Annotated in this window: 19 protein-coding genes and 1 riboswitch; of the genes, 17 read left to right on the top strand and 2 right to left on the bottom strand. The window is 44.5% G+C overall.

Features of this window, described 5'->3' with window-relative positions; all coding sequences use genetic code 11:
* Positions 1-286: 286 nt before the first annotated feature.
* Both FRZ06_05850 and FRZ06_05845 read right to left on the bottom strand, forming a co-directional pair.
* Positions 287-1,600: a HAMP domain-containing protein gene (locus FRZ06_05850; protein ID QOX62895.1), complete on the bottom strand. Its 1,314-nt coding sequence runs from the start codon at positions 1,598-1,600 to the stop codon at positions 287-289.
* Positions 1,593-2,282, bottom strand: a complete 690-nt coding sequence (locus FRZ06_05845; GenBank protein ID QOX65855.1) for a response regulator transcription factor — start codon at positions 2,280-2,282, stop codon at positions 1,593-1,595. The genes FRZ06_05850 and FRZ06_05845 overlap by 8 nt, the downstream gene beginning before the upstream one ends.
* 171 nt (positions 2,283-2,453) lie before the next feature.
* On the opposite strand from FRZ06_05845, the gene FRZ06_05840 reads away from it, so the two are divergent.
* From FRZ06_05840 to FRZ06_05760, 17 genes are all read left to right on the top strand, one after another.
* Positions 2,454-3,209, top strand: coding sequence for a TVP38/TMEM64 family protein (locus FRZ06_05840; GenBank protein QOX62894.1), 756 nt, complete (start codon positions 2,454-2,456; stop codon positions 3,207-3,209).
* Positions 3,210-3,246: 37 nt separating this feature from the next.
* A complete protein-coding gene (gene pssA, locus FRZ06_05835) occupies positions 3,247-3,768 on the top strand; it encodes a CDP-diacylglycerol--serine O-phosphatidyltransferase (protein ID QOX62893.1) in 522 nt (173 codons plus the stop codon).
* Between the two features lie 76 nt (positions 3,769-3,844).
* Positions 3,845-4,438, top strand: a complete 594-nt coding sequence (locus FRZ06_05830; protein QOX62892.1) for an SAM-dependent methyltransferase — start codon at positions 3,845-3,847, stop codon at positions 4,436-4,438.
* Positions 4,435-5,337: a phosphatidylserine decarboxylase gene (locus FRZ06_05825; GenBank protein ID QOX62891.1), complete on the top strand. Its 903-nt coding sequence runs from the start codon at positions 4,435-4,437 to the stop codon at positions 5,335-5,337. The genes FRZ06_05830 and FRZ06_05825 overlap by 4 nt, the downstream gene beginning before the upstream one ends.
* A 123-nt stretch (positions 5,338-5,460) precedes the next feature.
* Positions 5,461-9,666 (top strand): DEAD/DEAH box helicase, encoded by a 4,206-nt coding sequence (locus tag FRZ06_05820; GenBank protein ID QOX62890.1) that lies wholly within the window; start codon positions 5,461-5,463, stop codon positions 9,664-9,666.
* Between the two features lie 157 nt (positions 9,667-9,823).
* A complete protein-coding gene (locus FRZ06_05815; GenBank protein QOX62889.1) occupies positions 9,824-10,633 on the top strand; it encodes a lysophospholipase in 810 nt (269 codons plus the stop codon).
* A 13-nt stretch (positions 10,634-10,646) separates the two neighbouring features.
* A complete protein-coding gene (locus FRZ06_05810) occupies positions 10,647-12,305 on the top strand; it encodes a hypothetical protein (GenBank protein ID QOX62888.1) in 1,659 nt (552 codons plus the stop codon).
* A gap of 262 nt (positions 12,306-12,567) precedes the next feature.
* A complete protein-coding gene (locus tag FRZ06_05805; GenBank protein QOX62887.1) occupies positions 12,568-13,815 on the top strand; it encodes an ROK family transcriptional regulator in 1,248 nt (415 codons plus the stop codon).
* The gene (locus FRZ06_05800) at positions 13,812-14,642 is read left to right on the top strand and encodes an HAD family phosphatase (protein QOX65854.1); all 831 of its coding nucleotides are present in this window, start codon (positions 13,812-13,814) and stop codon (positions 14,640-14,642) included. Before FRZ06_05805 ends, FRZ06_05800 begins: the two co-directional genes overlap by 4 nt.
* Before the next feature lie 40 nt (positions 14,643-14,682).
* Positions 14,683-16,251 (top strand): sugar ABC transporter ATP-binding protein, encoded by a 1,569-nt coding sequence (locus FRZ06_05795; protein ID QOX62886.1) that lies wholly within the window; start codon positions 14,683-14,685, stop codon positions 16,249-16,251.
* A complete protein-coding gene (locus FRZ06_05790) occupies positions 16,248-17,513 on the top strand; it encodes a sugar ABC transporter permease (protein QOX62885.1) in 1,266 nt (421 codons plus the stop codon). The genes FRZ06_05795 and FRZ06_05790 overlap by 4 nt, the downstream gene beginning before the upstream one ends.
* A gap of 55 nt (positions 17,514-17,568) precedes the next feature.
* Positions 17,569-18,663: a sugar ABC transporter substrate-binding protein gene (locus tag FRZ06_05785; protein QOX62884.1), complete on the top strand. Its 1,095-nt coding sequence runs from the start codon at positions 17,569-17,571 to the stop codon at positions 18,661-18,663.
* 244 nt (positions 18,664-18,907) lie between these two features.
* Positions 18,908-19,897 (top strand): carbohydrate kinase, encoded by a 990-nt coding sequence (locus FRZ06_05780; GenBank protein ID QOX62883.1) that lies wholly within the window; start codon positions 18,908-18,910, stop codon positions 19,895-19,897.
* Positions 19,878-20,561: a D-lyxose/D-mannose family sugar isomerase gene (locus FRZ06_05775; protein QOX62882.1), complete on the top strand. Its 684-nt coding sequence runs from the start codon at positions 19,878-19,880 to the stop codon at positions 20,559-20,561. The genes FRZ06_05780 and FRZ06_05775 overlap by 20 nt, the downstream gene beginning before the upstream one ends.
* Before the next feature lie 124 nt (positions 20,562-20,685).
* A riboswitch (purine riboswitch) is annotated at positions 20,686-20,788 on the top strand.
* A 240-nt stretch (positions 20,789-21,028) separates the two neighbouring features.
* A complete protein-coding gene (locus FRZ06_05770) occupies positions 21,029-22,558 on the top strand; it encodes an ABC transporter ATP-binding protein (protein ID QOX62881.1) in 1,530 nt (509 codons plus the stop codon).
* Positions 22,545-23,720 carry an ABC transporter permease gene (locus FRZ06_05765; GenBank protein QOX62880.1) on the top strand — a complete coding sequence of 392 codons (1,176 nt, stop codon included), beginning with the start codon at positions 22,545-22,547 and terminating at the stop codon, positions 23,718-23,720. The genes FRZ06_05770 and FRZ06_05765 overlap by 14 nt, the downstream gene beginning before the upstream one ends.
* Positions 23,717-24,646 carry an ABC transporter permease gene (locus FRZ06_05760; GenBank protein QOX62879.1) on the top strand — a complete coding sequence of 310 codons (930 nt, stop codon included), beginning with the start codon at positions 23,717-23,719 and terminating at the stop codon, positions 24,644-24,646. The genes FRZ06_05765 and FRZ06_05760 overlap by 4 nt, the downstream gene beginning before the upstream one ends.
* Positions 24,647-24,749 lie beyond the last annotated feature (103 nt).

Raw genomic sequence — 24,749 nt, 5'->3', positions numbered from 1 at the left:
ATTTCGTATTCGCGATGATACTTGCGTCATCCTTCCTATACTTAAAGTACATAGTACAAGGAGCATAAATGATTATGGTGTTATCAAATCTCCTGTCGAAATGATCCCACTCTGGTGTTACGCCAAGGAACAAGGGATTAACGTCAAGGGCGTTGACAGGTTTGAAGTAACAGAAGAGAGCAGGAGCTTATTGTTTCATTACAGGAAATAAAAGAAACTATTTTCGTTCCCAATTCATGATATAAATAGTTTTAAATATGGATGCCGCACCGCCAGCCTTCTATATTCATACGGATAAACATATATGAACGTAATACATATCATCAATCTTTGAAGCGGATATGTTTCCTTGATGCTTTTCAATGATTTTCTTACAAGTTTTCATTCCAATGCCGGTGCCGTTTGCCGCTTTCAGATTTTGATTGATGTGATTTTCAACATCAATCATCAGCCATTCATCATCTTTTACATAGCATTTGATTTTAACAGGCATGGACTTATCTGCATATTTTGTGATATTCGAAAAGATATTATCAAAAACTCTTCGTATGGCTATCAGGTTGATTTCTATTTGAAAAGGAGTAACACAGGACTCAAATTCAAAATAAAACCCGTTGTTTTGCAATAGCAACAGCTGCTCATCTATCATCTGATCGATCAATTGAATTCCATCAAAGGTTTCTAATGCTAAATCCTCCTCTTCTGTATTAAACACGGTGAAGTACTCAAATAGCTTGTCGGATAGATGTTTAATCTGATATGCTTTTTCTCTGCTGTTATGGATGTATTGATTCAAATTTTCCTCTGATTTATATTTCTTGAATTCGATAATATCCAGATATCCAACCAGTGCAGTGAGGGGAGTTCTGAGATCATGGGACATGGCCGTGACCAATTCGCTATTGGCAAGTCTTGCTTTATCTTCATTTTCAAGCCTTTCAATGAAAGATTTACGCATCTCATTAATGCTTTGCGCCAAGGAAGCAAGTTCATCATTGCCATGCATTGTTATTTGGTAATCTAAGTTTCCGCCTTCCAGTATCTTTATTTCATTTTCAAGCAAGCCAATATAGGAGGTTTTCCGATTGATGAACAGGAGTATGATAATTATGAAGCAGACAAAGGAGAAGGCTACCCCTAAAAAGGTGACAATATAGTAATATTTATACTCAAAATAGCACTCCATTGACATTTGAGCGCTTGTGTCTGCAAATTCAATATCGTAAAGCGGCCCATATGATAATATTGGATTTTGCAGATACCCTTCACTGCTGACAACGGAATTATTACTATCGAAAGTGTATAGCAGTTTGCCATCTTTGTAGATATTGACATTGACATATTTTTCACTGCGAACCCACCGTGCCATTTGATCCCGGTCATTGATGGATAAGTCGTTATCAGTTACATAGTTTTTGAAGTCATTTACCGCTTGATTCGTTTGCGTTTCAATATAAGATGTCTTGATAAAGTAGTTATCCAGAATCAATGCGCCGATCATTTGCGATAAGAAAAAAATGCCTCCAGAAATAGCAAAAGAAAAGATTAAGCAGAATATTAAGCTGATTTGCAATTTGCCAAGTGCAAACTTTTTATTCAATTCGGTACCCCTTTCCCCAAACGGTTTTAATGTATCTAGGGTTTTGTGGATCATTTTCTAGTTTGCTCCTCAGGTTTCTGATATGCACCATAACGGTGTTGTTACAAGAATAAAAATAGGGCTCTTCCCAAACACTTTCATATAAATTCTGTGCAGAAAATATTTTCTTTCTATGATTCGCCATGAGCAGCAGAATCTTGTACTCTATTTCCGTCAGTATAATTTCTCGAGTATCAATCAAGACCTCTTTTGTTGCGGTATTTATGGTTAATTCATTGACATGAATTGTGTCAGCAGGAGCAACCTGTTCTTTGCCTCTATAAACATAATACCTTCGAAGCAGCGCTTTCACTCTCGAAACCAATTCTGTGTACGAAAACGGTTTTGACAGATAATCATCACTGCCGGAAGAAAAAGCCATATACTTATCGGAGTCCTGAGTTTTAGCGGTCAAAAATAAGACAGGAGCACTTGTCTTCTCGCGGATTTCAATACATGCTCTAAAACCTGATTTAATCGGCATCATGATATCCAGTATGATCAAATCGATACTTTCATCAACTTGATTTACAGCATCTTCACCATCGACAGCCTCGATTACATTATAACCTTCGCTTTCCAATAAAACACGGACGATCTCCCTTATCTCGTTGTTATCATCCGCAATCAGAATATTCATTATCTTGTCCATTTTTCTTCCTCCGTCTTGTAATCAGTATATAATGCAATATGGATAAAATCTATACAATCTACTTGTCTTAAGGATTCTTAAGATTCATTGTGGGTTGTTCTTAAGATTCTTTCCGTAGAATTCAAACTATGCAAATAAAACGTGGGAAAGGACTCAATACGTGTGGGTAAATCAAAAAAACTGCTTCTAATAAAAATACCATTGGCCATACTAGGTATTTTGATCATTATCCTGACAATAAAGTATTTCCCAGATATTGTTGCTTTAACATTATCAGTAGAAAAATTCAGAGATTATATCCTTTCGGTCGGAAAATTAGGACCGGCTGTATTTATTCTCTTTCAGATACTCCAGACAGTAATTGCTCCGATTCCTGGAGAAGCAATACAAATTGCGGGGGGATACATTTATGGAGTTCTCCTGGGGACGGGCTATACCGTGGCAGGCATGTTGATTGGCGCTGTTATGGCGTTCTACTTTACAAGAATATTAGGTGGTTCTTATATCGAGAAAATACTGGAAAAGAAAAAGTTTCAGTGGATGGCAGACATTATGAACAGTAATAAGTTCGCTATTTTTCTATTTGTTTTTTTCTTTATCCCCGGACTGCCAAAGGATATATTAATCTATCTTGCAGGATTGACGAATATAAAACCATATAAATTTTTTCTTGTTTTGCTTGCAGGCAGGCTACCTTGGCTGCTGGCATCTGTCAGTGTCGGTGCCAACCTTTATCAAAGGAATTATACATTAACAATCATGATATCCGTCACCGCACTGCTGGGCGCACTATTGGGTCTGCTTTTCAAAGACAAGCTGATTAATAAATTTTCCGGTAAAGACAAGCTGATTTATAAATTTTCCAGTAAAGACAAGCTGATTTATAAATTTTCCAGTAAAGACAAACGTGCAGATTAAATCATGATCAGAAGTTATTATAAACTTGGAGGAAAATATGTTGAAAAAGTCAATACCAAATGTACTTACATATACGAATCTATCATTTGGAGTGTTATCTATTTTGGAAATGATCAATGAAAATTACATAGCAAGTGCTGTGTTTATAATGTTTGCGGCCTTAGTGGACAGATATGACGGCAGGCTTGCGAGACATTTTGATGTTTGCAGTGAATTCGGAAAAGAACTGGACTCTCTAGCGGATCTTGTCTCCTTTGGAATTGCACCGGCATTATTAATATTTTATAAGTTTAACTTTCTTGATCTGGGAAATATAAAAATGATGGGTAACGGGTTTTTATTACTGTATATCATCTGCGGTTCCAGCAGGCTTGCTAAATATAACATCAGCAAATTTGACGGTGTCTTTATGGGAATACCAATTACGGTGGCAGGACTCATCTTAGCCCTATACTCTCTAGCTGCACCCAGCAACACGATCTCTGCGCACATATCAATGATTATACTAATACTGCTTGCTTATTTCATGGTTTCAAAATTCGAATTTAAAAAAATCTAGACCGTTGTCATGCCGCAGTCATGCTGCACAGAACCATAAGCGTTTGCGGCATGTCAGCAGATAAGAGGAGATATCTATGGAGAGGTTGTCATTTATAAAGCAATATATCACAACACCAAGAACAGTAGGAGCGATCCTTCCAAGCTCTAAATATCTTGCAGATAAGATGGTCGAAGAGATTGACTTTTCTTCTGCCCGCTATATCGTTGAATACGGTCCGGGTACGGGTGTTTTTACTGAAAAAATGATCAAAGAAAGAACGCAAGAGACTATGCTTTTGCTGCTCGAACGCAATGAAACATTTTGTGGCTTACTGAAAGAAAAATATAAAGAGGAACCGAATCTTTATATTATCAACGATTCGGCTGAATCCATCGGGAAGTATATGAAAATGTATGACATACCATGGGTGGACTATATCGTTTCAGGGCTTCCATTTGCCAGTTTACCACAGGGGGTATCGGCAAATATTTTAAAGCAGACGCAGGTATATTTGAAGCCAGACGGCAGATTCATTCTGTTTCAGTACACCTTATTCAAGAAAAAGCTGTTCGAACAATATTTTAAGAAAACAGAAGTAAAACGTGAGCTGAGGAATGTACCTCCAGCTTATGTACTCAGCTGCAGCAGTGCGTCGTATCTCAGAACAGAAGAGGGATCACAGCGTTGATTAAGGTATACAACAGGCAGACCGGGGAATATGAAATAGAGAAGGTAGCAGGAGCAGGGGTCCTGAACTATCTCTATGAAACCAGGTCCGGCAGGGCAGGGCTTGAGCTGCTGGTCAAAAGGAAGCTTGTCTCAAGTCTATCGGGTATCTATTTTGATTCGAGATTCAGTACAAAACGGATTCGTGGATTTGTAGATTCTTTCGGTATTGACCTGTCTTTGTGTGAACAAAAGACAGAAGAATTTAAAAGCTTTAATGAGTTTTTTATTCGAAAGCTGAGGCCGGAGGCCAGGGTATTTGATAAGAATCCGCAGCTGCTTCTCTGTCCCGGGGACGGGAGACTGAAGGCATGGAAAGATATTGATGTAAAGCGGCTTATTCAGATCAAAGGCTCCTTTTATTCCTTGCAAGAGCTGATTGGAGATGAAACGCTTGCATCGGAATATAGCGGCGGCGTTTGTTTGTTGCTTCGACTGGCCCCGGTGGATTACCACCGGTTTCATTTTGTTGATGGAGGTGCCTGCAATGAGAGCCGTAAAATTCGCGGATCTTATTACTCGGTAAATCCAATCGCACTGAAAACAGTGGCCTCCGTATTCTGTAGGAATAAGCGGGAATATAGTATTTTCGATTCTGAAAATTTTGGAAGGATGTTATATATTGAAGTTGGAGCGACTTCGGTGGGATCAATAGTTCAAACCTACCACCCAGGGGAAACGATGGTCCGAGGAGACGAAAAAGGTTATTTCAAATTTGGCGGTTCTACAATGCTCCTTTTTCTAAAAAAGGGCAGAGCTGTCATTGATGACGACATTCTGGAACAAACAAAAATGGGCTATGAAACGAGAGTATTGGCAGGAGAGACAATTGGACAGAAAAAAGGGAAAAATCCTTCGTGAACGGATGCAGAAAGGTGATTGAAAAGAGGCATTTGGAAAAACAGATTGATTAAATGTTGCAATCAAGAACGTATGTTTGTATAATGATTGTAACTTTAAAGATTCGATATGGGGGAAAACCATATGCCTGAAAACTCACTTAAAATCTTTCATAAGCTTACTTCGCTGTGGTTTACGAAAAACCTCGGCGCTCCTACTGCTGTTCAAGAGCAGGCATGGCCGGTGATCGCCGCAGGCAGTCATACGCTGGTATCCGCACCCACCGGTACCGGTAAGACGCTGACGGCGTTTTTGGTGTTTATTGACAGACTGCTGGAAGAGGCTGAAAACGGCAATCTAAAGCAAGAGCTTCAGCTGGTCTATATCTCTCCGCTGAAATCCCTTGCGGGAGATATTCGGGAAAATCTGCGCAGGCCGCTTGAGGGAATCCTGGAGGAACGAATGAAAGCCGGTATTTCGTCTTCGGGCGCAGAACTTCTTGTAGGGATACGGACCGGTGACACCACACAAACTGAGCGAAACCGGATGATCAGGAAGCCGCCGCACATTCTGATTACAACCCCTGAATCCTTATATCTCATGCTCACCAGCAAATCCGGTCAAAAAATTCTGCGAACGGCCAAGGCAATTATTTTCGATGAACTGCATGCCATGATCGATTCTAAGCGGGGCGCTCATTTGATGTTGTCCGCCGCCAGACTGGACAGACTATGCGGCCAGCCGTTACAGCGGATCGGTTTATCGGCAACCATTGAACCATTAACCATCGCAGCTCAGTATTTGTCTCCTGATCCGGTGACCGTAATCTCACCAAAGATGGAGAAGCAGATTCACATTGAGGTGAAAAGCCCCTTTGCGGATCATAAGGTCAGAATGAAAGATCCGGTTTGGCAGGAGCTGGCAAGAATGGTGTATGTCCATTGTAACGGTACCAGCAGTGCCATCGCCTTTGTGGAAGGAAGAGCATACGCTGAGAAGCTGGCGTACTTTATCAACCAGATTGGCGGAGAGGGCTTTGCACGGACCCATCACGGAAGCCTGTCCAAGGAACAACGCTACGAAGTAGAGCATGCATTGCGAAGCGGAGCGTTACGATTGCTATGCGCCACCTCCTCCATGGAACTGGGCATCGATGTGGGTGAGATCGACAGGGTGTTTCAGGTTGGTTGCCCCCGTACCATCTCAAGTACGATGCAGCGGCTTGGTCGGGCGGGGCATAATCCTAATCGGATCAGTGTCATGTATATGTTTCCCAGAGAAGCGGTTGAAGGTCTCTACTGCGGGCTTACTGCGGAGGTTGCAAGGAAGGGAGGGATTGAATACTCCAAGCCGCCCAGGCTCTGCTTTGATATTTTGGCCCAGCACCTTGTATCCATGGCTTGCGGTGATGGTTACAGCGTGGAAGAGGTGATGGAGCTTCTTCCACGCGCCTATCCCTTCCGAGAGGTTACAGCCGAAGATATACGTGAGGTTCTGCGCATGCTTGCGGGGGATTACGAGCATGACAGGGATATTCCTGTCCGTCCCAGAATTCTCTATGACCGGATACACGATCGGGTCATGGGAGACGCCTACAGCCGGATGCTGGCGGTCAGTGCCGGCGGAACCATTCCAGACCGGGGTTTATATGCATGTCGGACGGAAAGCGGCGTTAAGCTGGGTGAGCTCGATGAGGAGTTTGTCTTTGAAACGAGAATAGGGGACCGTTTTCTCCTTGGTACGTTTGCATGGCAGATTGTCAGCATCCAGAAAGATACCGTCATCGTATCGCAAGCGAATACAACAGGAGCAAGAATGCCGTTTTGGCACGGTGATCTTAAAGGAAGGAAAATGAGAACCGGGATTGCTTTTGGCAGGATTTTTCGCCAGCTGACTCATGCGGATCAAGCCTGTTCGGTGCAAAAAGAACTGGAAAAATTGGGTCTTGACCAGGATGCGGCTGAAAGTGCAGCGAGTTTTATAAAGCGTCAATTGCAGAGCACGGTGATCTTGCCTGATGACAGAACCATTTTGGTGGAACATTTTATCGATGAAAACAGCAACCATCAGATGATGGTGCATTCTGTATTTGGCCGCCCTGTCAACGAACCTCTTTCTATGCTGGTCAAAGAAGCGGCAAGCCGCCATCTGGACACGGCCATCAATTGTGCAGCAGACGATGACGGTTTCTTGTTATTTCCCTATGACGGAAGTCCCCTGCCGCAGGGGCTGCTTCAAGAGGTAGTACCAGATACCGCTGCACAGATTGTATCTGCACTTCTGCCCGCCACACCGCTTTACAACATGAACTTCCGATATAATGTAGCCCATGCGCTTTTGATGGGTGTAAAGAACAACCAGAGACAGCCCCTCTGGATTCAGCGAATGCGAAGTGCAGAACTGCTGTCTTCCCTTGTGGAACAGGAGAACCACCCGCTGATCAGAGAAACGAGGAGGGAGTGTCTGGAGGATTATTGGGATCTGCCGGGCGTTGAATCCCTGCTGAATGGAATCCGAACGGGTGAGATTGAAATCCGGGAACTGTACAATGATATCCCGTCGCCTATGTCTCTTGCGCTCAGACGTCAGACGGAGGCAGACATGATGTACGATTATGCGCCGACCCCGCAGAAGATTCATAAAGCCACTGCAGCGGCAGTCAAAAAGGCGGAGGGGATTACGCCTGCACCAGAGCACTTGATCAGCATCGCTGAGCGTTCAAGACTTCCGGAGGATGCGCAGCAGCTCCACTCCCTGCTGATGATGGAAGGTGATCTGACAGCGGGAGAACTGGATGTACCCGTTGAATGGCTGGAATCTCTGGCTGACAATGGGCGAGCACTATATATTGAACCGGGCTTATGGATTGCAGCAGAGCAGGAACGGGAATACGAAGAAGCCCTTGCAGACGGGGATAAAAAGGCCAGGAAACGTCTCGTTCAGAGGTTATTGCGTTACCGAGGTGCGAAATCGCCGGATCAGGTGGCAGAGCGGTACCTTTGGCCGGAAGAAATTGCCCTCGATCTTCTGAACTCACTTTGTACAGAAGAAAAGGCAGTGGAGCAGGAAGGTCTGTATTTCCATGCGGGACTTTATGACCAGGCCAGAGCCGAAACCATTAAAAGCCGCCGAAAGCAGGTAACCACTCAGCCGGCAGAGCGGTATGCCACCTTGCTGTCAGGAAGAATAGAGCGTTCTGCCTCTGCTGAAGAACAATTGGAGCTTGCGCTGAAGAACCTTTCCGACCAATCGTTTCCAGCGGACGCATGGGAACAAATCCTGCTGCCTGCAAGGGTAAAACAGTATCGCCCGGAGCTGCTGGACAACTTTTTATCTCATGGGACTGTCTTCTGGCAGTTTTGTTCTGGTGAGGGAATTGCTTCCGATGCCGAACCAGATTCTAATGCCGGGCATGGTGCTAATCTCAAACCCGGTTCGGCTGGCAGACTTCATTTCCATTGGACAGAGGATCTTGATTGGGAAGCAGACTTGTCTAAAACGCTGGAGTCGTTGGATGGCAATGAAAGGATCATTTATCAAGCATTATTGCAATTTGGGGCAAGCTTCATGCACAGATTGAACGGACTGGTGGAAGGTTCCCCTTACGATACGCTGATTCAGCTTGCTGCAAAAGGACTTGTGACGGCAGACAGCTTTATTCCCGTGCGGCACTGGCTGGATTGGGATAGATTGCAAAAGGGCACGGCCAGGCAGAGAGTCAATGCGCGCATGAAAATCCTGTCCACGGGACGCTGGGAAGCAATCCGCCCGCTGAAATCTCTGACTGAAGATGAGCTGCTGGATCGTAATTTTGATCGTTCGGTAATCCTTTGCAGAGAGACGATTCAGGGGCTCTCTTGGAGCAAGGCACTGGAATCACTGCGAATCTGGGAGTTCACTGGAAGGGCTCGCCGCGGATATTTTCTGGAAGGCTTATCGGGAATCCAATTTATTCGGGAAAAGGACTATGGGGCAGCCATACTAACCTTGGAACAACCAAGAAACCAACTCCTATGGCTGAATGCCATTGATCCAGCCCAGCCTTGGGGAAAAAGCCTTCCGCATAAATCGGATAGAAAGTTTCAAAATCTTTCCGGCAGTATTGTCGCACTGCGATCAGGAGTACCTGTTGCAGTGGTGGAACGTCAAGGCAGGAGCCTGCGGGTCTTTGAACCGGATGCTCTAGAGGAAGCTATGCTTGTTTTCGTAAAACGTTATGAGAATCATACGATCTTCCCATCTCAGAAAAGAATCATCATCAAGGATTATCCTCAGGAGGCTGCAGATGCACTTTGCAATGCTGGCTTTCGCCGGGAGCTGCAGGATTATGTACTTTATAGGTCCTATTGATAGCTGGATGCTTGTTCACTTGAGCGGTCATGTCAATTCATTTGACAAGGGCGAAGTACCCTGAGGAAAATAGTTCTGTAATAGAGCGTACTTATTGCCCTGTCCCTTTGAAAGTAGTATGATACTCATATATAAGGATTGAAAGGGGAACGGAAAAATGAAAGAGGAAAAAATGGTTCCTTCCTACGATGGAACGAAACTCAGATTCACAAAGGATGTTGTCCAAGATCCCAAGGCGTTGATTGTCATATCCCACGGTCTTTGCGAACACCTAAACCGCTATGACTATTTTACGGAAAAACTCAACGAGAGTGGTTACAGCGTTTATCGTTATGATCAGAGGGGTCATGGTAAATCAGAAGGAACGAAGGTATATTTTAGTCATTATGACGAAATGCCGGATGACTTGGCCGTAATTGTTGATCTGGTCAAAAACGAAAACAACGGAAAGAAGGTTTTTCTTCTCGGTCATAGCATGGGCGGGGAAACGGTGGTTCTGTACGGTACGAAAAATCCGGGAAAAGTGGATGGAATCATTACCTCCGGTGCATTAACCCGCTATCATAATCCCATCATGGGGGATCAGTTCCCCATCGAAGCGCCTGCCGGTACTTACGTGCCCAACGCACTTGGCGACGGAGTATGCAGTGATCCTGAGGTGATCGAAGCATATGCAAACGATCCTTTGGTGGAAAAACAAATCAGTATCGAACTGATCAATCAGATTTATGCGGGGGTGCAGTGGCTTAAAGAAACTCCGGAGAATTTCGTCGATCCCATCTTGATTTTACATGGGGCGGATGATGGACTGGTATCGGTAAAAGACTCGCTGGATTTCTTTAGAGAGATCAATTCAGAAGATAAGAGCCTGAGGGTCTATGCCAAACTGTTTCATGAGATCTTAAATGAGCCAAGCAAGGATGAAATCATTTCCGATATTTTAGTGTGGCTTGAAAAACATAACTGATTAGGGGGACAATATGAATCAAAGACCACGCATACTGGTGCTGGCGGCATTGTTTGTTGGTGTTATGGTCAGCATGGCAATACCATCCTTCGCCGCGGATAAAAGTGTCACCATTACATTGCCCAATTCCAAAGTAACCATCAATGGGCAGGTCGTTAATAACAATTACAGCAAATATCCGCTGATTGTATACAAAGACATTACCTATTTTCCAATGACTTTCAGTGACTGTAGATTTCTGGGGATAGAATCGACATGGACAGGCGAGAAAACAGGGCTTCTAGTGGATTTTACAGGTGTTACAGCAGCGTACAACCCCTATTTGTCCTCATCCCAGAATAAGAAAAGCTATTCGGCCAGGATTGTAAGTTTTCCGGTCAAGGTAAACGGAAAAGTCGTCGATATCAGCAAGGAAGAATATCCATTCCTTTCTTTCAGGGACATTACCTACTTTCCGATGACCTGGAAGTACGGTGTTGATGCGTTCGGCTGGGATTATAAGTTTGATGGGAAAACCGGACTGGTGATCCAATCGAAGAATATAAAGGTAGAACAGTATCAAATTCCGAAAACCAGATTGGTAGAAGCCTATGGAGAATATGAAGGAAAGAAAAGTACTGCTGTTATGGCGAAAAACGGTTTCGTTTATTACGTGACGAACAAGGGGGCTGTCATGCAGGCTCCGTTAGCAGACATCTCCAAAGCAAAAGCAGTTTTTCAATTGGGTATATGGTCTTACGGGGATGGGAAACAATTTGACAGCCACGAATTTTATGAGGAAAACAGAAACGCTATGCTGTTCTTTCACTCCGGAGGCGCAACAATGGGCTCTGATCACCGGTACATCTTAAAAGAAAATGGGACCGTGCAAAAAATTCAGGAAAGCTACCATGAAACCACATTGATCAATAACAAACTATATATGTACTATAATGGGCCTATGGCGGGACCGGGAAACCTCAGCGTTGAAGAACTCAATGCTTCAGGTTCTCGCAGCAACCTGGGATCGGCAGATTATTGGTTTTATTCGTTCTGCACTACAAAAGGACTGCCGAATCTCCAAATGAACGGAGATGAACTTTATATAAGAGCGTCAAATGTTACCGGCTCCCAGGAAGGCGGGGGTGATTACATAACAGATGACCCTGCGGTATATAAAGTCAACGTATCAACCAATGCTGTGAGCCGGGTTAGTCAATCAAAAGACAAGGTGATTTCAGCACAGATTTCTGCAAACACGCTTTACTATATGTCTGCAAGCGGTGAAGGCAGTGACTGTACTTACAGTATCTATAAGCATTCGCTGATCGATGGTGCAGAATCCTTTATGGGAAGCTTCAAAAGTGAACTGACTTGGGATCAGAGCTTCGCGGTAATCGGAGATCACATTTATTATCTAAGCAATGGCGCTTTGTATCGAATGGGGAGCAATGAAAGCTTAAACCCTGCGGCTGAAGCGATCACGATGAGTGTTACCGGTGATCATCAGGAATACTTGGTCTGCACGTTCATGGAAACGCAACAATCCAAATACCGGATCATGGTCTTTGATCAATCCGGAAAGGCCGTATTTAAGACTTCCGACTGTGGTAGCAACATTGTTGTGGAAGGCAATGCCTTGTATTTCTATAACATTACAACAGAGACACTTTGCAAAGCAGTCATTAATTAAAATCTATCAAATATTTTACAAAGACAAGTATCCTTTGGGGTACTTGTTTTTTTTGAAGCATTTTTTGATCTAGCCATGTTTAGGCTGTTATTTCTATTGATGGTTTGACTCTAAATCGTTGAAAAACGTTGTATTAGAGATAAAATGATAACCTAAAGAAAAAACAGTTGACATATATATGCAATTAGATTAATCTATTAACATAGTAAATGAATTAACAGAGTTAAGTGACTCTGAATCCAAAAGAAGGACGGCGAGCAAAATGAGAGGTGCGACAGGTAAAAACAATAGTGATCTGACAGAAATGAATCGCTCCGCTGTTATGAAAATATTACAGCAGCAGGAGGTTTGTTCCCGGGCGGATATTGCCAGACAAACGGGACTTACCCAAGCAGCTATTACAAAAATAGTTGCTTCCATGATGGAAATGGGCATTGTATCCGAGGTGGGTATTATAACGGGCAGCAGCGATAACCGCCGTTCTATAGGGCTGAAACTGAATGCTGACAGGCATCAGATTATCGGGGTTAAGTTTGCAAGAGAGATGTTCGCATTGGGTGTGTTTGATATCTCTGGTAAAATGTACACTCAAACAGAAACAAAGTTTCCTCTTGAGGAAAATCCGCAAATAGTGTTGTCTGCTATGAAAAAACAGATACACGATATGCTGAAAAAGTATGAAAATGTAGTATCCATTGGTCTTGCTGTTCCGGGGCCGTATCTTCGGGATGAAGGGCGTATTGCTGTTGTAACCCGGATGTCTTCCTGGCACACGATCAATTTTATTGAGGAATTTAAAGAAGAGTTTCAAAAGCCTGTATTTATAGAGCATGATGCGAATGCAGGTGCATTAGCGGAGTGGTTTTTTGGAGGTCACGGGCAGTCGCTTCATACCCTCGCCTATTTTCTGGTGGGAGAAGGTGTTGGATGTGGAATGATTGAACGGGGCAGGCTCTTTCTTGGCGTCCAAGGCTCTGCATGTGAACTTGGACATGTCAGTGTGGATGTTCTTGGTCCTCGTTGTGAATGTGGAAACTATGGCTGCCTTGAAATGTATTGCTCTGCATCTGCTTTATGGAAGAAAGCGCAGAAGTATGTACCGGAATGCCTTCCGGGAGAGAATCTGAAGGGCGGTGAAACTTTGCAAAGCGGTGATGCCTGCAATGCAATTTTTGAAGCAGCTCGTTTAGGTAATCAAAAAGCGCTGGATGTTGTGCGAGAGATAGCGGAATATATCGGTTACGGTTGTGTTACTCTGATCAACGGTTATAATCCAGACGTTATTATCATAGGCGATGTAGTATCTCAGGGAGGAGATTTACTGATGCCTACAATTCTGGAAGTGGTAAAGCAGCGTGTTATTCCAGAATTGCACACCAGGGTACAGATTAAAATATCCAATCTTCAGGTAGACCCAACCCTTTATGGTGCAGCAGCCACCGCAACAAACAAGGTTCTGCAGCTGCCAAGCATGTTTTCGGCGGCAGGTAAATGGGGGCCGGGAAAATGATTCCCTCTGATCCGATGCAATATAGAATGGTCTTCTGTGATATCGACGGAACACTCATAAATTCTGAACATCACATTTCTCAGAGGACCAAACAGGAGATACAGGAACTTTATCATGGTGGCATCCCTTTTATCCTAGTGTCGGCGCGTATGCCTTCTGGGATTTATCCATTACAGCTTGAATTGGGAATAAAAGCACCCATTGTTTGTTATAGTGGTGCACTGATCCTAAATGAGCGGGGGAGCCCCATCAAAACCATTGGAATAGACCGCGAAAAAGCAATACGAATTGACACGTTTCTTAAAAAAGAATGGAGTTCCATTTGTTGCAGCGCTTATAGCTGTAATGACTGGTTAACAGACAATATTCGTAATAAATGGATTATGAAGGAACAGAGGATTACCACGTCAGTGCCGATAGAGGGAAGGATCTCTGATTTTTCAGAGAAAACTCAGATCCATAAGCTATTGTGTATGGGCGAGGCGGAGATGATATCTGAACTGAGTATTGGACTTAAGGAAATGTTCTCCGGGCTATCCATTTATCGCTCTAAAGATACGTATCTTGAGATTATGAATGGAACTGTTTCAAAGTCAGATGCAGTCAAATATTTATGCAAAGACTATAATATTCCAATCGAAGCCACGGTATCCTTCGGCGACAATTATAATGATGTGGATATGCTGATGGCTACCGGAACCAGCTTTGCAATGGGAAACGCGCCAGAAGAGGTAAAAAGATTAGCCATGCATGTTACCCTTGACAATGACCGAGAGGGCGTTGCCCTGGGACTGCAACAATTGAATTTTATGAAGAATCGAATATGATGATTGCTTGCAAAGGTGCAAGCGTATGAGGAGTGTGGTTATGGAACATCCTTTAATTCTACAGATGCAAGGTATTACCAAACTCTTTCCGGGAGTGCGCGCGCTTGATGACGTGACGCTGGAAGTACATAGAGGAACCATTCACGCTATTTGCGGAGAGAATGGCGCAGGAAAGTCAACTCTGATGAAAGTCCTTTCTGGCGTTTATCCTCACGGCTCCTATCAAGGAAAGATTATCTACATGGGCAGCGAGATGACATTCAAAGACATCAAGGAATCGGAGAGTGCGGGCATTGCAATTATACACCAAGAGCTCACAATGATTCCGGAGTTGTCCATAACTGAAAACATTTTTTTAGGAAATGAGATCGTCAAACATGGGTTGATAGACTGGGACGCCGCACAAAAACGCACGGTAGAACTGCTTGAGATGGTTGGACTTTCAATCGATCCAACCACCTTGATCAAACACCTGGGCGTGGGTCAGCAGCAACTGGTCGAAATCGCCAAAGCATTTTCCAAAAACGTCAAACTACTGATTCTTGATGAACCTACCTCCGCACTGAACGAGGCCGATTCCGCAAACTTGCTTGAATTGATGAGAGGGTTAAAAAGCCGCGATATCACCTGTATCATGATATCCCATAAGCTGAATGAGATTGCGGCCATCTCTGATGCCGTTACAGTGATACGTGACGGCCGTACTGTGGAAACCTACACTGTGGAAGCGGGTCATGTTGATGAAGATCGTATTATTCGTGCCATGGTAGGACGCTCCATTGAAAACCGATATCCTGCCCACAAATCCAATCCGGGAGAGATTATCTTTGAAGTATCTGACTGGTGTGTTGAAGATCCCAATAACCCGGGTCGGCGAGTATGTAAAAACTCCAGCTTTTTTGTGAGATCAGGAGAGATCGTTGGCTTCGCCGGTCTTATGGGTGCGGGAAGAACTGAGCTGATGAGATCGATCTTTGGGCAAAATTACGGGATTTATCTTGGAGGATCGATGAAAGTCAGGGGGAAACCGATTCGTGTTACCTCTGTAGCCTCTGCAATTCGTCAGGGCATCGCATATGTACCGGAGGATCGCAAGAGCTTAGGGCTAAATTTGTTAGACAACATACGCATGACCACGGTTGCTGCAAATTTAAAGGGAATTATGCGTGGCAGGCTCCTTGATTTAGAACGAGAATTTCAGGTTGCTGAAGAGTACCGCCGCTCTTTAAATGTCAAGACCCACAGTGTTGATCGGGGGGTGACCACCTTATCCGGCGGAAATCAGCAAAAGGTCGTTTTAGGAAAGTGGTTATTTACAGAACCGGATGTTTTGATTCTTGACGAGCCTACCCGAGGGATCGATGTCGGTGCTAAGTACGAAATTTATCGCTTGATTCATGAGATGGCAGATCAAGGAAAAGCAGTGATCCTAATTTCTTCCGAACTGCCGGAACTGCTTGGGATATCGGATAGAATCTACACTATTTTTGAAGGAAATATAACGGGCGTGATAGACCGCGAGGAGGCCAATCAGGAGATTCTCATGAAAATGATGACAAACACCTCGGGCGCGGAAGTGGAAGCAGGAAAGGATAAGAAGGCATTATGAGATATATTAAAAAGGTATTCGGCGGCGGACTGCGTCAGTACAGTATGGTAATTGCTTTGGTAGCGCTTACCATCATCTTTAATATTACTTCAGAAGGAAGAATGATTACTTCCTCCAATTTTCAGAACCTGATATCCGGCAATGCATATGTGCTGGTATTGGCCATTGGTATGTTGATGGTTATCGTAATTGGTCAGATTGACCTTTCTGTTGGATCAGTAGCCGGTTTTTCTGGAATGGTGATGGCTCTTACTGCTCGGGATCTTGGTTTGCCTTGGTGGGTGGCAGTGCTTCTCAGCTTGGCAATCGGTGCTGCGATCGGAGCATGGCAGGGATTCTGGCTGTCTCGGCTTGGTATTCCCGGATTTATCACTACCTTGGGTGGTATGATGATTTTCCGCGGCGGTGTAATCTGGGTTTCTAAATCAATCTCGGTTCCTGCCCCGTCAGAACTCAAAGTGTTCGGCGCAGGTTATCTGCCTGATTGGGGCCCTTCCTTTACAGGAATGAACAACTCAACACTTCTATTAGGAATCATAGCAATTGCAGCGGTAGCGTTTTCCCAGCTGCGAAAATACAATCGTTCTTCTAGACTGACTGAAACGACAGAGGAGCTTTGGCCGGTACTCGTGAGAATTGGCTTAATAGGGATCGCTATCGGTTATCTGACATGGATTTTCGGTACTGGACGACCCGGTACATCCTTCCCCGTACCGGGACTGATTCTTGTAGTTTTAGTTATCATTTACCATATTATCACCCAGCGCACCAGATTTGGCCGCCACATCTACGCGGTTGGGGGCAATAAAAGTGCGGCTGCGCTATCGGGTGTAAACGTTCAAAGAACTTATTTCCTTACCATGCTTAACATGTCTTTGCTTGCGGCCTTAGCTGGAATCATGTTCGTAGGCCGTTCGACAGCAGCTGGACCTTCGGATGGAACAGGCTGGGAATTAGACGCCATTGCGTCGGTTTTTATCGGCGGAGCAGCGGTTTCCGGTGGTGTCGGTACCGTCCTTGCAACTATGGTCGGTGGTCTGGTGATGGCGGTTCTCAACTCCGGTCTGATGCTCATGGGTGTGGGTGCTGACCGTACGCAGGTTATTAAAGGATTTGTGCTGCTTGCAGCAGTTGCTTTTGATGTTTTCAACAAGCAACAGGGGCGCCCATCCATCATCGGAAGGCTGTTTCCCAGCAAGGAAAGCGAATCGAAAGAAAGCAACACAAAGGAAGGTAATCCCGCCAAAGGCGGTTCCAGATAGACTGGCGGTGGGCTTACATATTAGTCGATGGACTTAAAACGGGAGGAGAAAAGAAATGAAAAAACGTGTATCACTGTTCCTTGTTGCATTACTTATGGTTGCAATGGCGCTAACCGGATGTGGTGGCGGAGCTCAAAATGAACCCGCTGATCCCCCGGCTGCAGAAGGTGACGGCTTCGCCGCAGATGCAGTTATCGGTGTCGCACTGCCTTGGCTCGGAACGCAGAACTGGGCAGAAGCAGATCAGATGTTTAAAGACCAATTGGAAGCAGCTGGATTCAAAGCGATCGTTCAGCACGCAGACAACAAGGTTCCTCAGCAGCAGCAGCAGATTGAGTCTATGATTCAGAATGGTGCAAAGGTCATTGTCGTAGGACCTGTTGACGGTTCACAACTTGGTGCTGTTCTGGAAGAAGCAGAAGCTGCAGGCATCAAAATCATCGGTTATGACCGTCTCATTGAAAACACAACAGGTGTTGACGGTGTTGTACAGTTTGGCAGCGTAAAAACCGGCGAACTGCAAGGGCAGGCATTATTGGATGGATTAGCAGCAGTAAAGGGCGAAGGACCTTACAACATCGAACTGTTCGGTGGTGGCCCTGCTGACCCCAATGCCCCCAACTTCTTTAAGGGAGCTATGAAAGTTCTTCAGCCTAAGATTGACGACGGTACACTGGTTGTCGTATCTGGACAGACCGATTTTACCCAGTGTGCGACCATGGACTGGGATAATTCAAAAGCTCAAGCTCGTATGGACTCCCTTCTCTCCGGATTCTATGCAGATAAAGAAATCCATGGCGTTCTCTCTCCCAACGACGGCATTGCTCGTGCGATTATCACCGCATCTGAACAGGCTGGACAGCAGCTTCCTGTTGTTTCAGGTCTTGATGCTGAAAACGAGTCCGTTGAATGGATTTGGTCCGGCAGACAGTATTCAACCGTTGCTAAGCCCACCGATGTTCTTGTTAACAAAACAATCGAGATCATCAAATCTCTGCAGGCTGGCAATGGGATGCCTGCCCCTGATACAACTGTAAACAATGGCAAGAAGGATGTAGGCGTCTACGAGCTTCCACCGCTTGTTGTTACCAAGGAAAATGCAAAAGAAGCTTTTGCTAATGATCCTGGTCGTTTGGAGCTACTGAAATAGGAAATGTATTAGGTTCTTGCAAGGGGACGGCAGGGGATACTCCTCTGCCGTTCAATTTGCAGACGCGAAAAAATTTGCTGAATAAGCACTCCTTTCGTGTTATAATGTTTCCAAATTAATACTATTTTCGTATTGTTTTCAAATCGTTCTATATTTCGATTTGAAAACAGTGTAGAATTATCTGGAAACACATCGAAATAAGCATAAAATATTCGTTTATAAATTTATATTTGGGAGTGATTGAATGTTCGATATTGTCGCATTGGGTGAGCTATTAATTGACTTTACATACCACGGAAGAAGCGAAAATGGAACGCGCCTGTTTGAACAAAACCCTGGCGGCGCACCTGCAAATGTGCTATGTGCTGCTTCGAACTTAGGATTGAGTACTGCATTTATCGGCAAGGTTGGCAAGGATATGCACGGAGATTATTTGCGAAGCGTGCTTGAAGAAAAGGGTGTTGATACCAGTGGACTGATTAGTGCTGAGGATGTATTTACAACTCTTGCGTTTGTAAAATTATCCGAAACTGGGGAACGTGAATTCTCTTTTTCGCGTAAACCAGGTGCAGATACTTGTCTTTCTGCAGGCGAGGTAAAACGTGAGCTAGCAAATGGGTGCAGGATTTTTCACTTCGGCTCTCTCTCGCTGACTGACGAGCCTTCGCGCTCCGCCACAATAGAAACGGTAAAAGCTGCTAAAAAGGCTGGTGCCATTATCTCTTATGACCCGAATTACCGTGCACCGCTCTGGAAAAGTGAGAAAATAGCCGCTGATACAATGAAGAGTGTCCTTTCTTTTGCAGACATTGTGAAAATCAGCGATGAGGAAGTTGAACTGATCACCGGAGAGTCTTCTCCCGAGGCTGCCGCCGCCTATCTGTTTCAAGAGGGTATTTCCTGTGCTGTGATCACCCTTGGCAGAAACGGCGCTTACACCGCAGTGGAGGGTTCCTCTGTGTTGATCCCTATTCTTGATCAAGACGTTCCGGTGGTAGACACTACTGGTGCAGGTGATGCTTTCTGGGGAGGATTTCTCTATCAACTGGCTGAGAGTGGGCTTCGACCTAAGGAACTCGGTCAAGATCAATTACGTAATTTTACTGAATTTGCTAACGCGGTAGCCTCTCTATGCATTCAAAAACGCGGGGGGATACCAGCGATGCCTACGATAAGCATGGTCAAGGAATTTTTGGCCAAAAGGGGGAATGACAATGAAACGCAGCGAGATTAACAAGTCGCTGGTGGAAATGGAGAATTTCATTAAGGAATATCGGTTTGCATTGCCGCCTTTCTGTCACTTTACGCCGGAGGAGTGGAACTCCAAGGGATCTGAATATGATGAAATCCGCGATAACATGTTGGGCTGGGATATTACGGATTATGGTCTGGGAAATTTTTCTAAGACTGGTTTTTCCTTAATTACAATCCGTAATGGTAACCTCGCTATGAAGGATAAATACACCAAAACCTATGCGGAAAAGTTGCTCTATCTCAGAGAGGGTCAATATGCGCCCATGCACTTTCACTGGAATAAGATGGAGGATATTATCAACCGAGGCGGGGGCAATGTTTTGATCCGCGTATACAATTCAACGGAAGGCGAGGGGCTGGACGAGTCAGGAGAAGTACAAGTTTACATGGATGGACGGAAGCTTACCGTTCCGGCAGGTACCCAGGTGCGTCTGACTCCTGGTGAAAGCATCGCGATACAGCCCTATCTATACCATGACTTTTCTGTGGAGGAGGGTACAGGCCCGGTATTGTTAGGCGAGGTAAGTCAATGCAATGATGACAATACTGATAACCGTTTTCTGGAACCAATTGGACGCTTTCCCGCTATTGAGGAAGACGAACCGCCATATCGTTTGCTTTGCAATGAATATCCTAGGGGATAGAAGCGAGAGATGGAATCATATACGCCGCAGCTATTGCGTGATTAGCTGCGGTTTTGCATTAGGACTATCTTACAGAAGAAAAATGTTGACATTTGTCGAACATTATGCTAGATTTAAAGTAAATTATACGTGAAAAGCAAAGAGCCATATTAGTCCACAAATACGGTGTGGAAGTTTCTACGTGGTAACCATAAATTACCTACGCTATGGTGTTCGTTTCTTCTTGCAGTGAAAAGCATTGCATTTGCTTTGTTTTTGTGTTGCATCAATTTCGAAGATTAAGAACACTGTTCTTAATCTATTTTTTTTTGTTTAAGTTCATATCGTCAAAAGAAATTCGTCAAATTGCAGGACGGGAAGCCTGATTGTTTTCCTGATTGCAGTTTGACTTTTTTTTATATAGTAAGTACGAAGGTTCGTGTTTCAGCTGAAGCACGACTTGAAATACGGAAACGGAGATTTGCCTTATGGAAAAAACAGCTTTACTGGAAATGAAAGGAATCACAAAGAAATTTGGAACGGTTCTGGCAAATGACCATATTGATCTGCAGCTTTATCCGGGAGAGATTCATGCGTTACTTGGAGAAAACGGCTCTGGAAAAAGCACTCTCATGAACATTCTGCTGGGGATCTATAAACCGAATAGCGGTGATATTTTCTATAAAGGAGAAAAAGGGCAGATCAAGACCCCAAAGCATTCTGCTGAATTGGGTATCGGTATGGTACATCAGCACTTTGCGCTGATTCCGACGTTGACGGTGGCAGAAAATATTTTTCTTAGCCTGGATCATTGCAGTTTTATTTTGGATCAACAAAAAATGGAGAGTAAAATCCGTGAATATTCAGAGCAGTTTTCATTACAGGTGGATCCTGGCGCTAAGGTCTGGCAGCTTTCAGTAGGAGAACAGCAGCGAGTGGAGATTATGAAGCTTCTTTGCCGAAATAGTGAGATTTTGGTTTTGGATGAGCCCTCCGCTGTATTGACACCACAGGAAGCTGGTGAGATGTTTAAAACCCTGCGTAAAATGGCAGCTCATGGGAAATCCGTGATTTTTATCTCCCACAAAATGAATGAAGTTATGGAGCATGCTGATCGGATCACAGTTCTGAAAAATGGCAGAGTCACTGATAGGATGCTTGCTGACGAAGCGAATATTGACCGGATGACAAAAGCAGTGGTTGGGGAGAGGGATATCGAAAAGATTTTCAATAAATCTCAAGTAAAAACCGAACGTTTGCTTTTGGAGGCAAATCATCTTCGTGTTTTAAATGATAAAGGGTTGGTGGCGCTCCAAGATGTTTCTTTTCAGCTCCATGCCGGTGAGATCTTTGCGATAGCCGGTGTTGCCGGGAGTGGTCAGCGCGAGCTGGCGGAGTCACTTGCCGGGCTGAGAAAGGTCACCTCAGGGAAACTATCATTTAAGGGGAAGGATATCACAAAAAAAAATATTCGAGAAAGAGTAATACAAGGGATTTCCTTTATTCCGGAAGATCGCCTGAAAATGGGCTTAATTCCAAGTATGAATATGAAAGAAAATGCGGTACTAAAGGAATTTAGAGGGTCTTCATACAATAAGGGCGGTATTTTGCTAAGCAAGGCGATTCGGACCTTAACAGAAAGACATGTCGCTAATCATGGTATTAAACACGGCGGATTGGATCTGCCCGTAAGTCTCATGTCCGGCGGAAACCAGCAGAAGCTTTTGATTGCAAGAGAAGTCAACGGTAATCCGGAACTGATTATAGCAGCTTACCCGGTGAGAGGACTTGATATCGGAGCAACTGCTTCCATCCACAAAACCTTAGTGGAACAGCGTGACCGGGGCGCTTGCATCCTGTTAATTTCTGAAGAACTGGACGAAATCTTTGAGATGTCTGACCGAGTTGCTGTCTTGTGCGGCGGTAAGCTCATGGGAATTCGTAATATATCTGAGACGAACTACGAGGAAATCGGTCAGATGATGTCTGGTGAGTCGGCATCCGATGAATCTGCATAAGGAGGAAACAATGAAAAAAGGAACCTTACGATTTGAAAGAAAGCAAACTGTTTCCCTGAGCAGGAAAATACTCAACCCTGTGGTTTTTATTCTTCTTGGCTTTGTGTTCAGCTCGATCTTTATCATAGCAAATGGTTTTCAGCCTATTCCTGTGTTTGGTAAGATGATTTCCTATTCCCTTTTAAACACAAAGGGGTTCATTGGAAGCATCAATGCCGCACTTCCTTTGATGTTCTGCGGCCTTAGCGTTGCAATTGCTTTTAAAATGAATCTCAATAATATTGGTGCGGAAGGACAATTCGCCATGGGGGCCATCGTTGGAGGAGCCTTTGCTCTATATGGTCCGTCGCTGCCCGCGCCGCTTTCTGGTGTTGTGATGTTTTTCCTCTGTGCTCTGGGTGGCGGACTGTGGGCGCTTTTAGCGGCAGCTCTGAAAGCATTCTGGAAGGTCAATGAAACCATCGTAACTCTGATGTTAAATTATATCGCTTTGCTGTTTTTGGATTATCTTTGCTACGGGCCGTGGATGGCTCCTAAGCAGACCACTGCAATGACGGTAAAAATCCCTGAGAACCTGTTCCTCCCTGTGATAAACGGAACGAGCTCTGGCTTGATCCTGGCAATTCTGATTGCTGTTTTGCTCCACTTATTTTTGAAGTATACAGCAGCAGGCTATCAGATTTCTGTGATCAAGAATAGTATTGGTACTGCTGAATATGCGGGAATTCCTGTGAAGAAATATATACTGATCGTATTGGCGCTCAGTGGTGCATTGGCAGGGATCGCAGGTTTTGTTCAGGTGACAGGAATTGTCCATCGTGTGCAAGCGCAGCTGCCGGGAGGCAGCGGGTACACGGGAATCGTTATCGCGTATCTCAGTCAATGTAATCCACTGGCAATTATTCTGGTCTCGGTTTTGTTTGGAGCACTTCAAAATAGCAGTGCAGTGGTGCAGATCATGGGTGTTCCATCTCAGATCGTTACCATGCTGCAGGGAACTTTGATGATTTCAGTAATTGCAGGGGAGTTCTTCAATCGTTATCGGATCACCTATTGCAAGGCTGAGCGCAGCGATTACACAGCCGAGCCAAATGATGACATGCAAGAGCCAAAGCAGCGTAATGTTGATAATCAAGAGCCAAAGAAAGGAGCGGTACAATGATTCCATTTATAACATCGATCTGTGCCGCAGCCATTGTCTATGCGGTATCCATTCTGTACGCAGCCATCGGTGAAATCTTCTCTCAGCGTGCCGGAATCATGAACCTCGGGATTGAAGGAATCATGCTCATGGGCGCTATGACGGGATTTGTGACGGTATATCACACTGAGAACCTATTATTTGCGTTGCTTGCTACGATCTTAGTGGGACTGGTGCTGGGACTTGCATTTGCTTTTCTAACCGTGACCCTGCAGGCAGACCAAACTGTATGCGGTATGGCCTTTCTGATCTTCTGCAGCGGCCTCAGCGGGTTCCTTGGAAAAAGTGTTACCGGAATTGCTTCAGCTGTTAAATTTCAGCAAATCAACATCCCGGTTCTCTCCTCCATACCGGTCATCGGAGAGATATTCTTTCGGCAGGATTTTTTCGTCTATCTGATGTATCTTGTGATCCCTTTGAGTATCTTCTACATCTACAAAACGAAAGCAGGACTTATGCTCCGCGCACTCGGCGAAAATCCAGCATCCTTGGATCAGGCGGGGATAAACGTGTTTGCCATGAGATATGGCTATATCATGTTTGCCTGCGCCATGACCACCATCAGCGGTGCATGCATCTCTTTATCCTATACGAATTTTTGGAATGAAGGCATGACAGGAGGGAAAGGGTGGATTGCTTTCTCACTGGTAGCTTTTTCAAGATGGAACCCTGCTTATGCAGTTCTCGGAGCATTGCTCTTCGGAGGAATCAGTATTCTTGGAATGAATATGCAGGTTTATCTGCCGGGAATTCCTTCGCAGTTCTATGGGATGCTGCCCTATGCAGCTACAATCATAGCATTGATCATCACAACTGGCAGCTTCCGAAAGAAGCACAGCGAAGAACCAGCGGCATTGTGCCAGAAATACGACAGGGAAGATCGATAATGTTAGTAAATCGATGCGGCTGAGGTCGTGTCCATCAAAATATAACACCCTCCTTTGACATAATATAAGACAGTTTGCAAAGGGGGTATCAAAACAGAGGAGA

The organism is Clostridiales bacterium (genome assembly GCA_015243575.1).
GTDB lineage: Bacteria > Bacillota > Clostridia > Peptostreptococcales > Anaerovoracaceae > Anoxybacterium > Anoxybacterium hadale.
The sequence above is the reverse complement of the archived record's forward strand: the minus strand, read 5'-3'. Positions and strand labels throughout refer to the sequence as shown.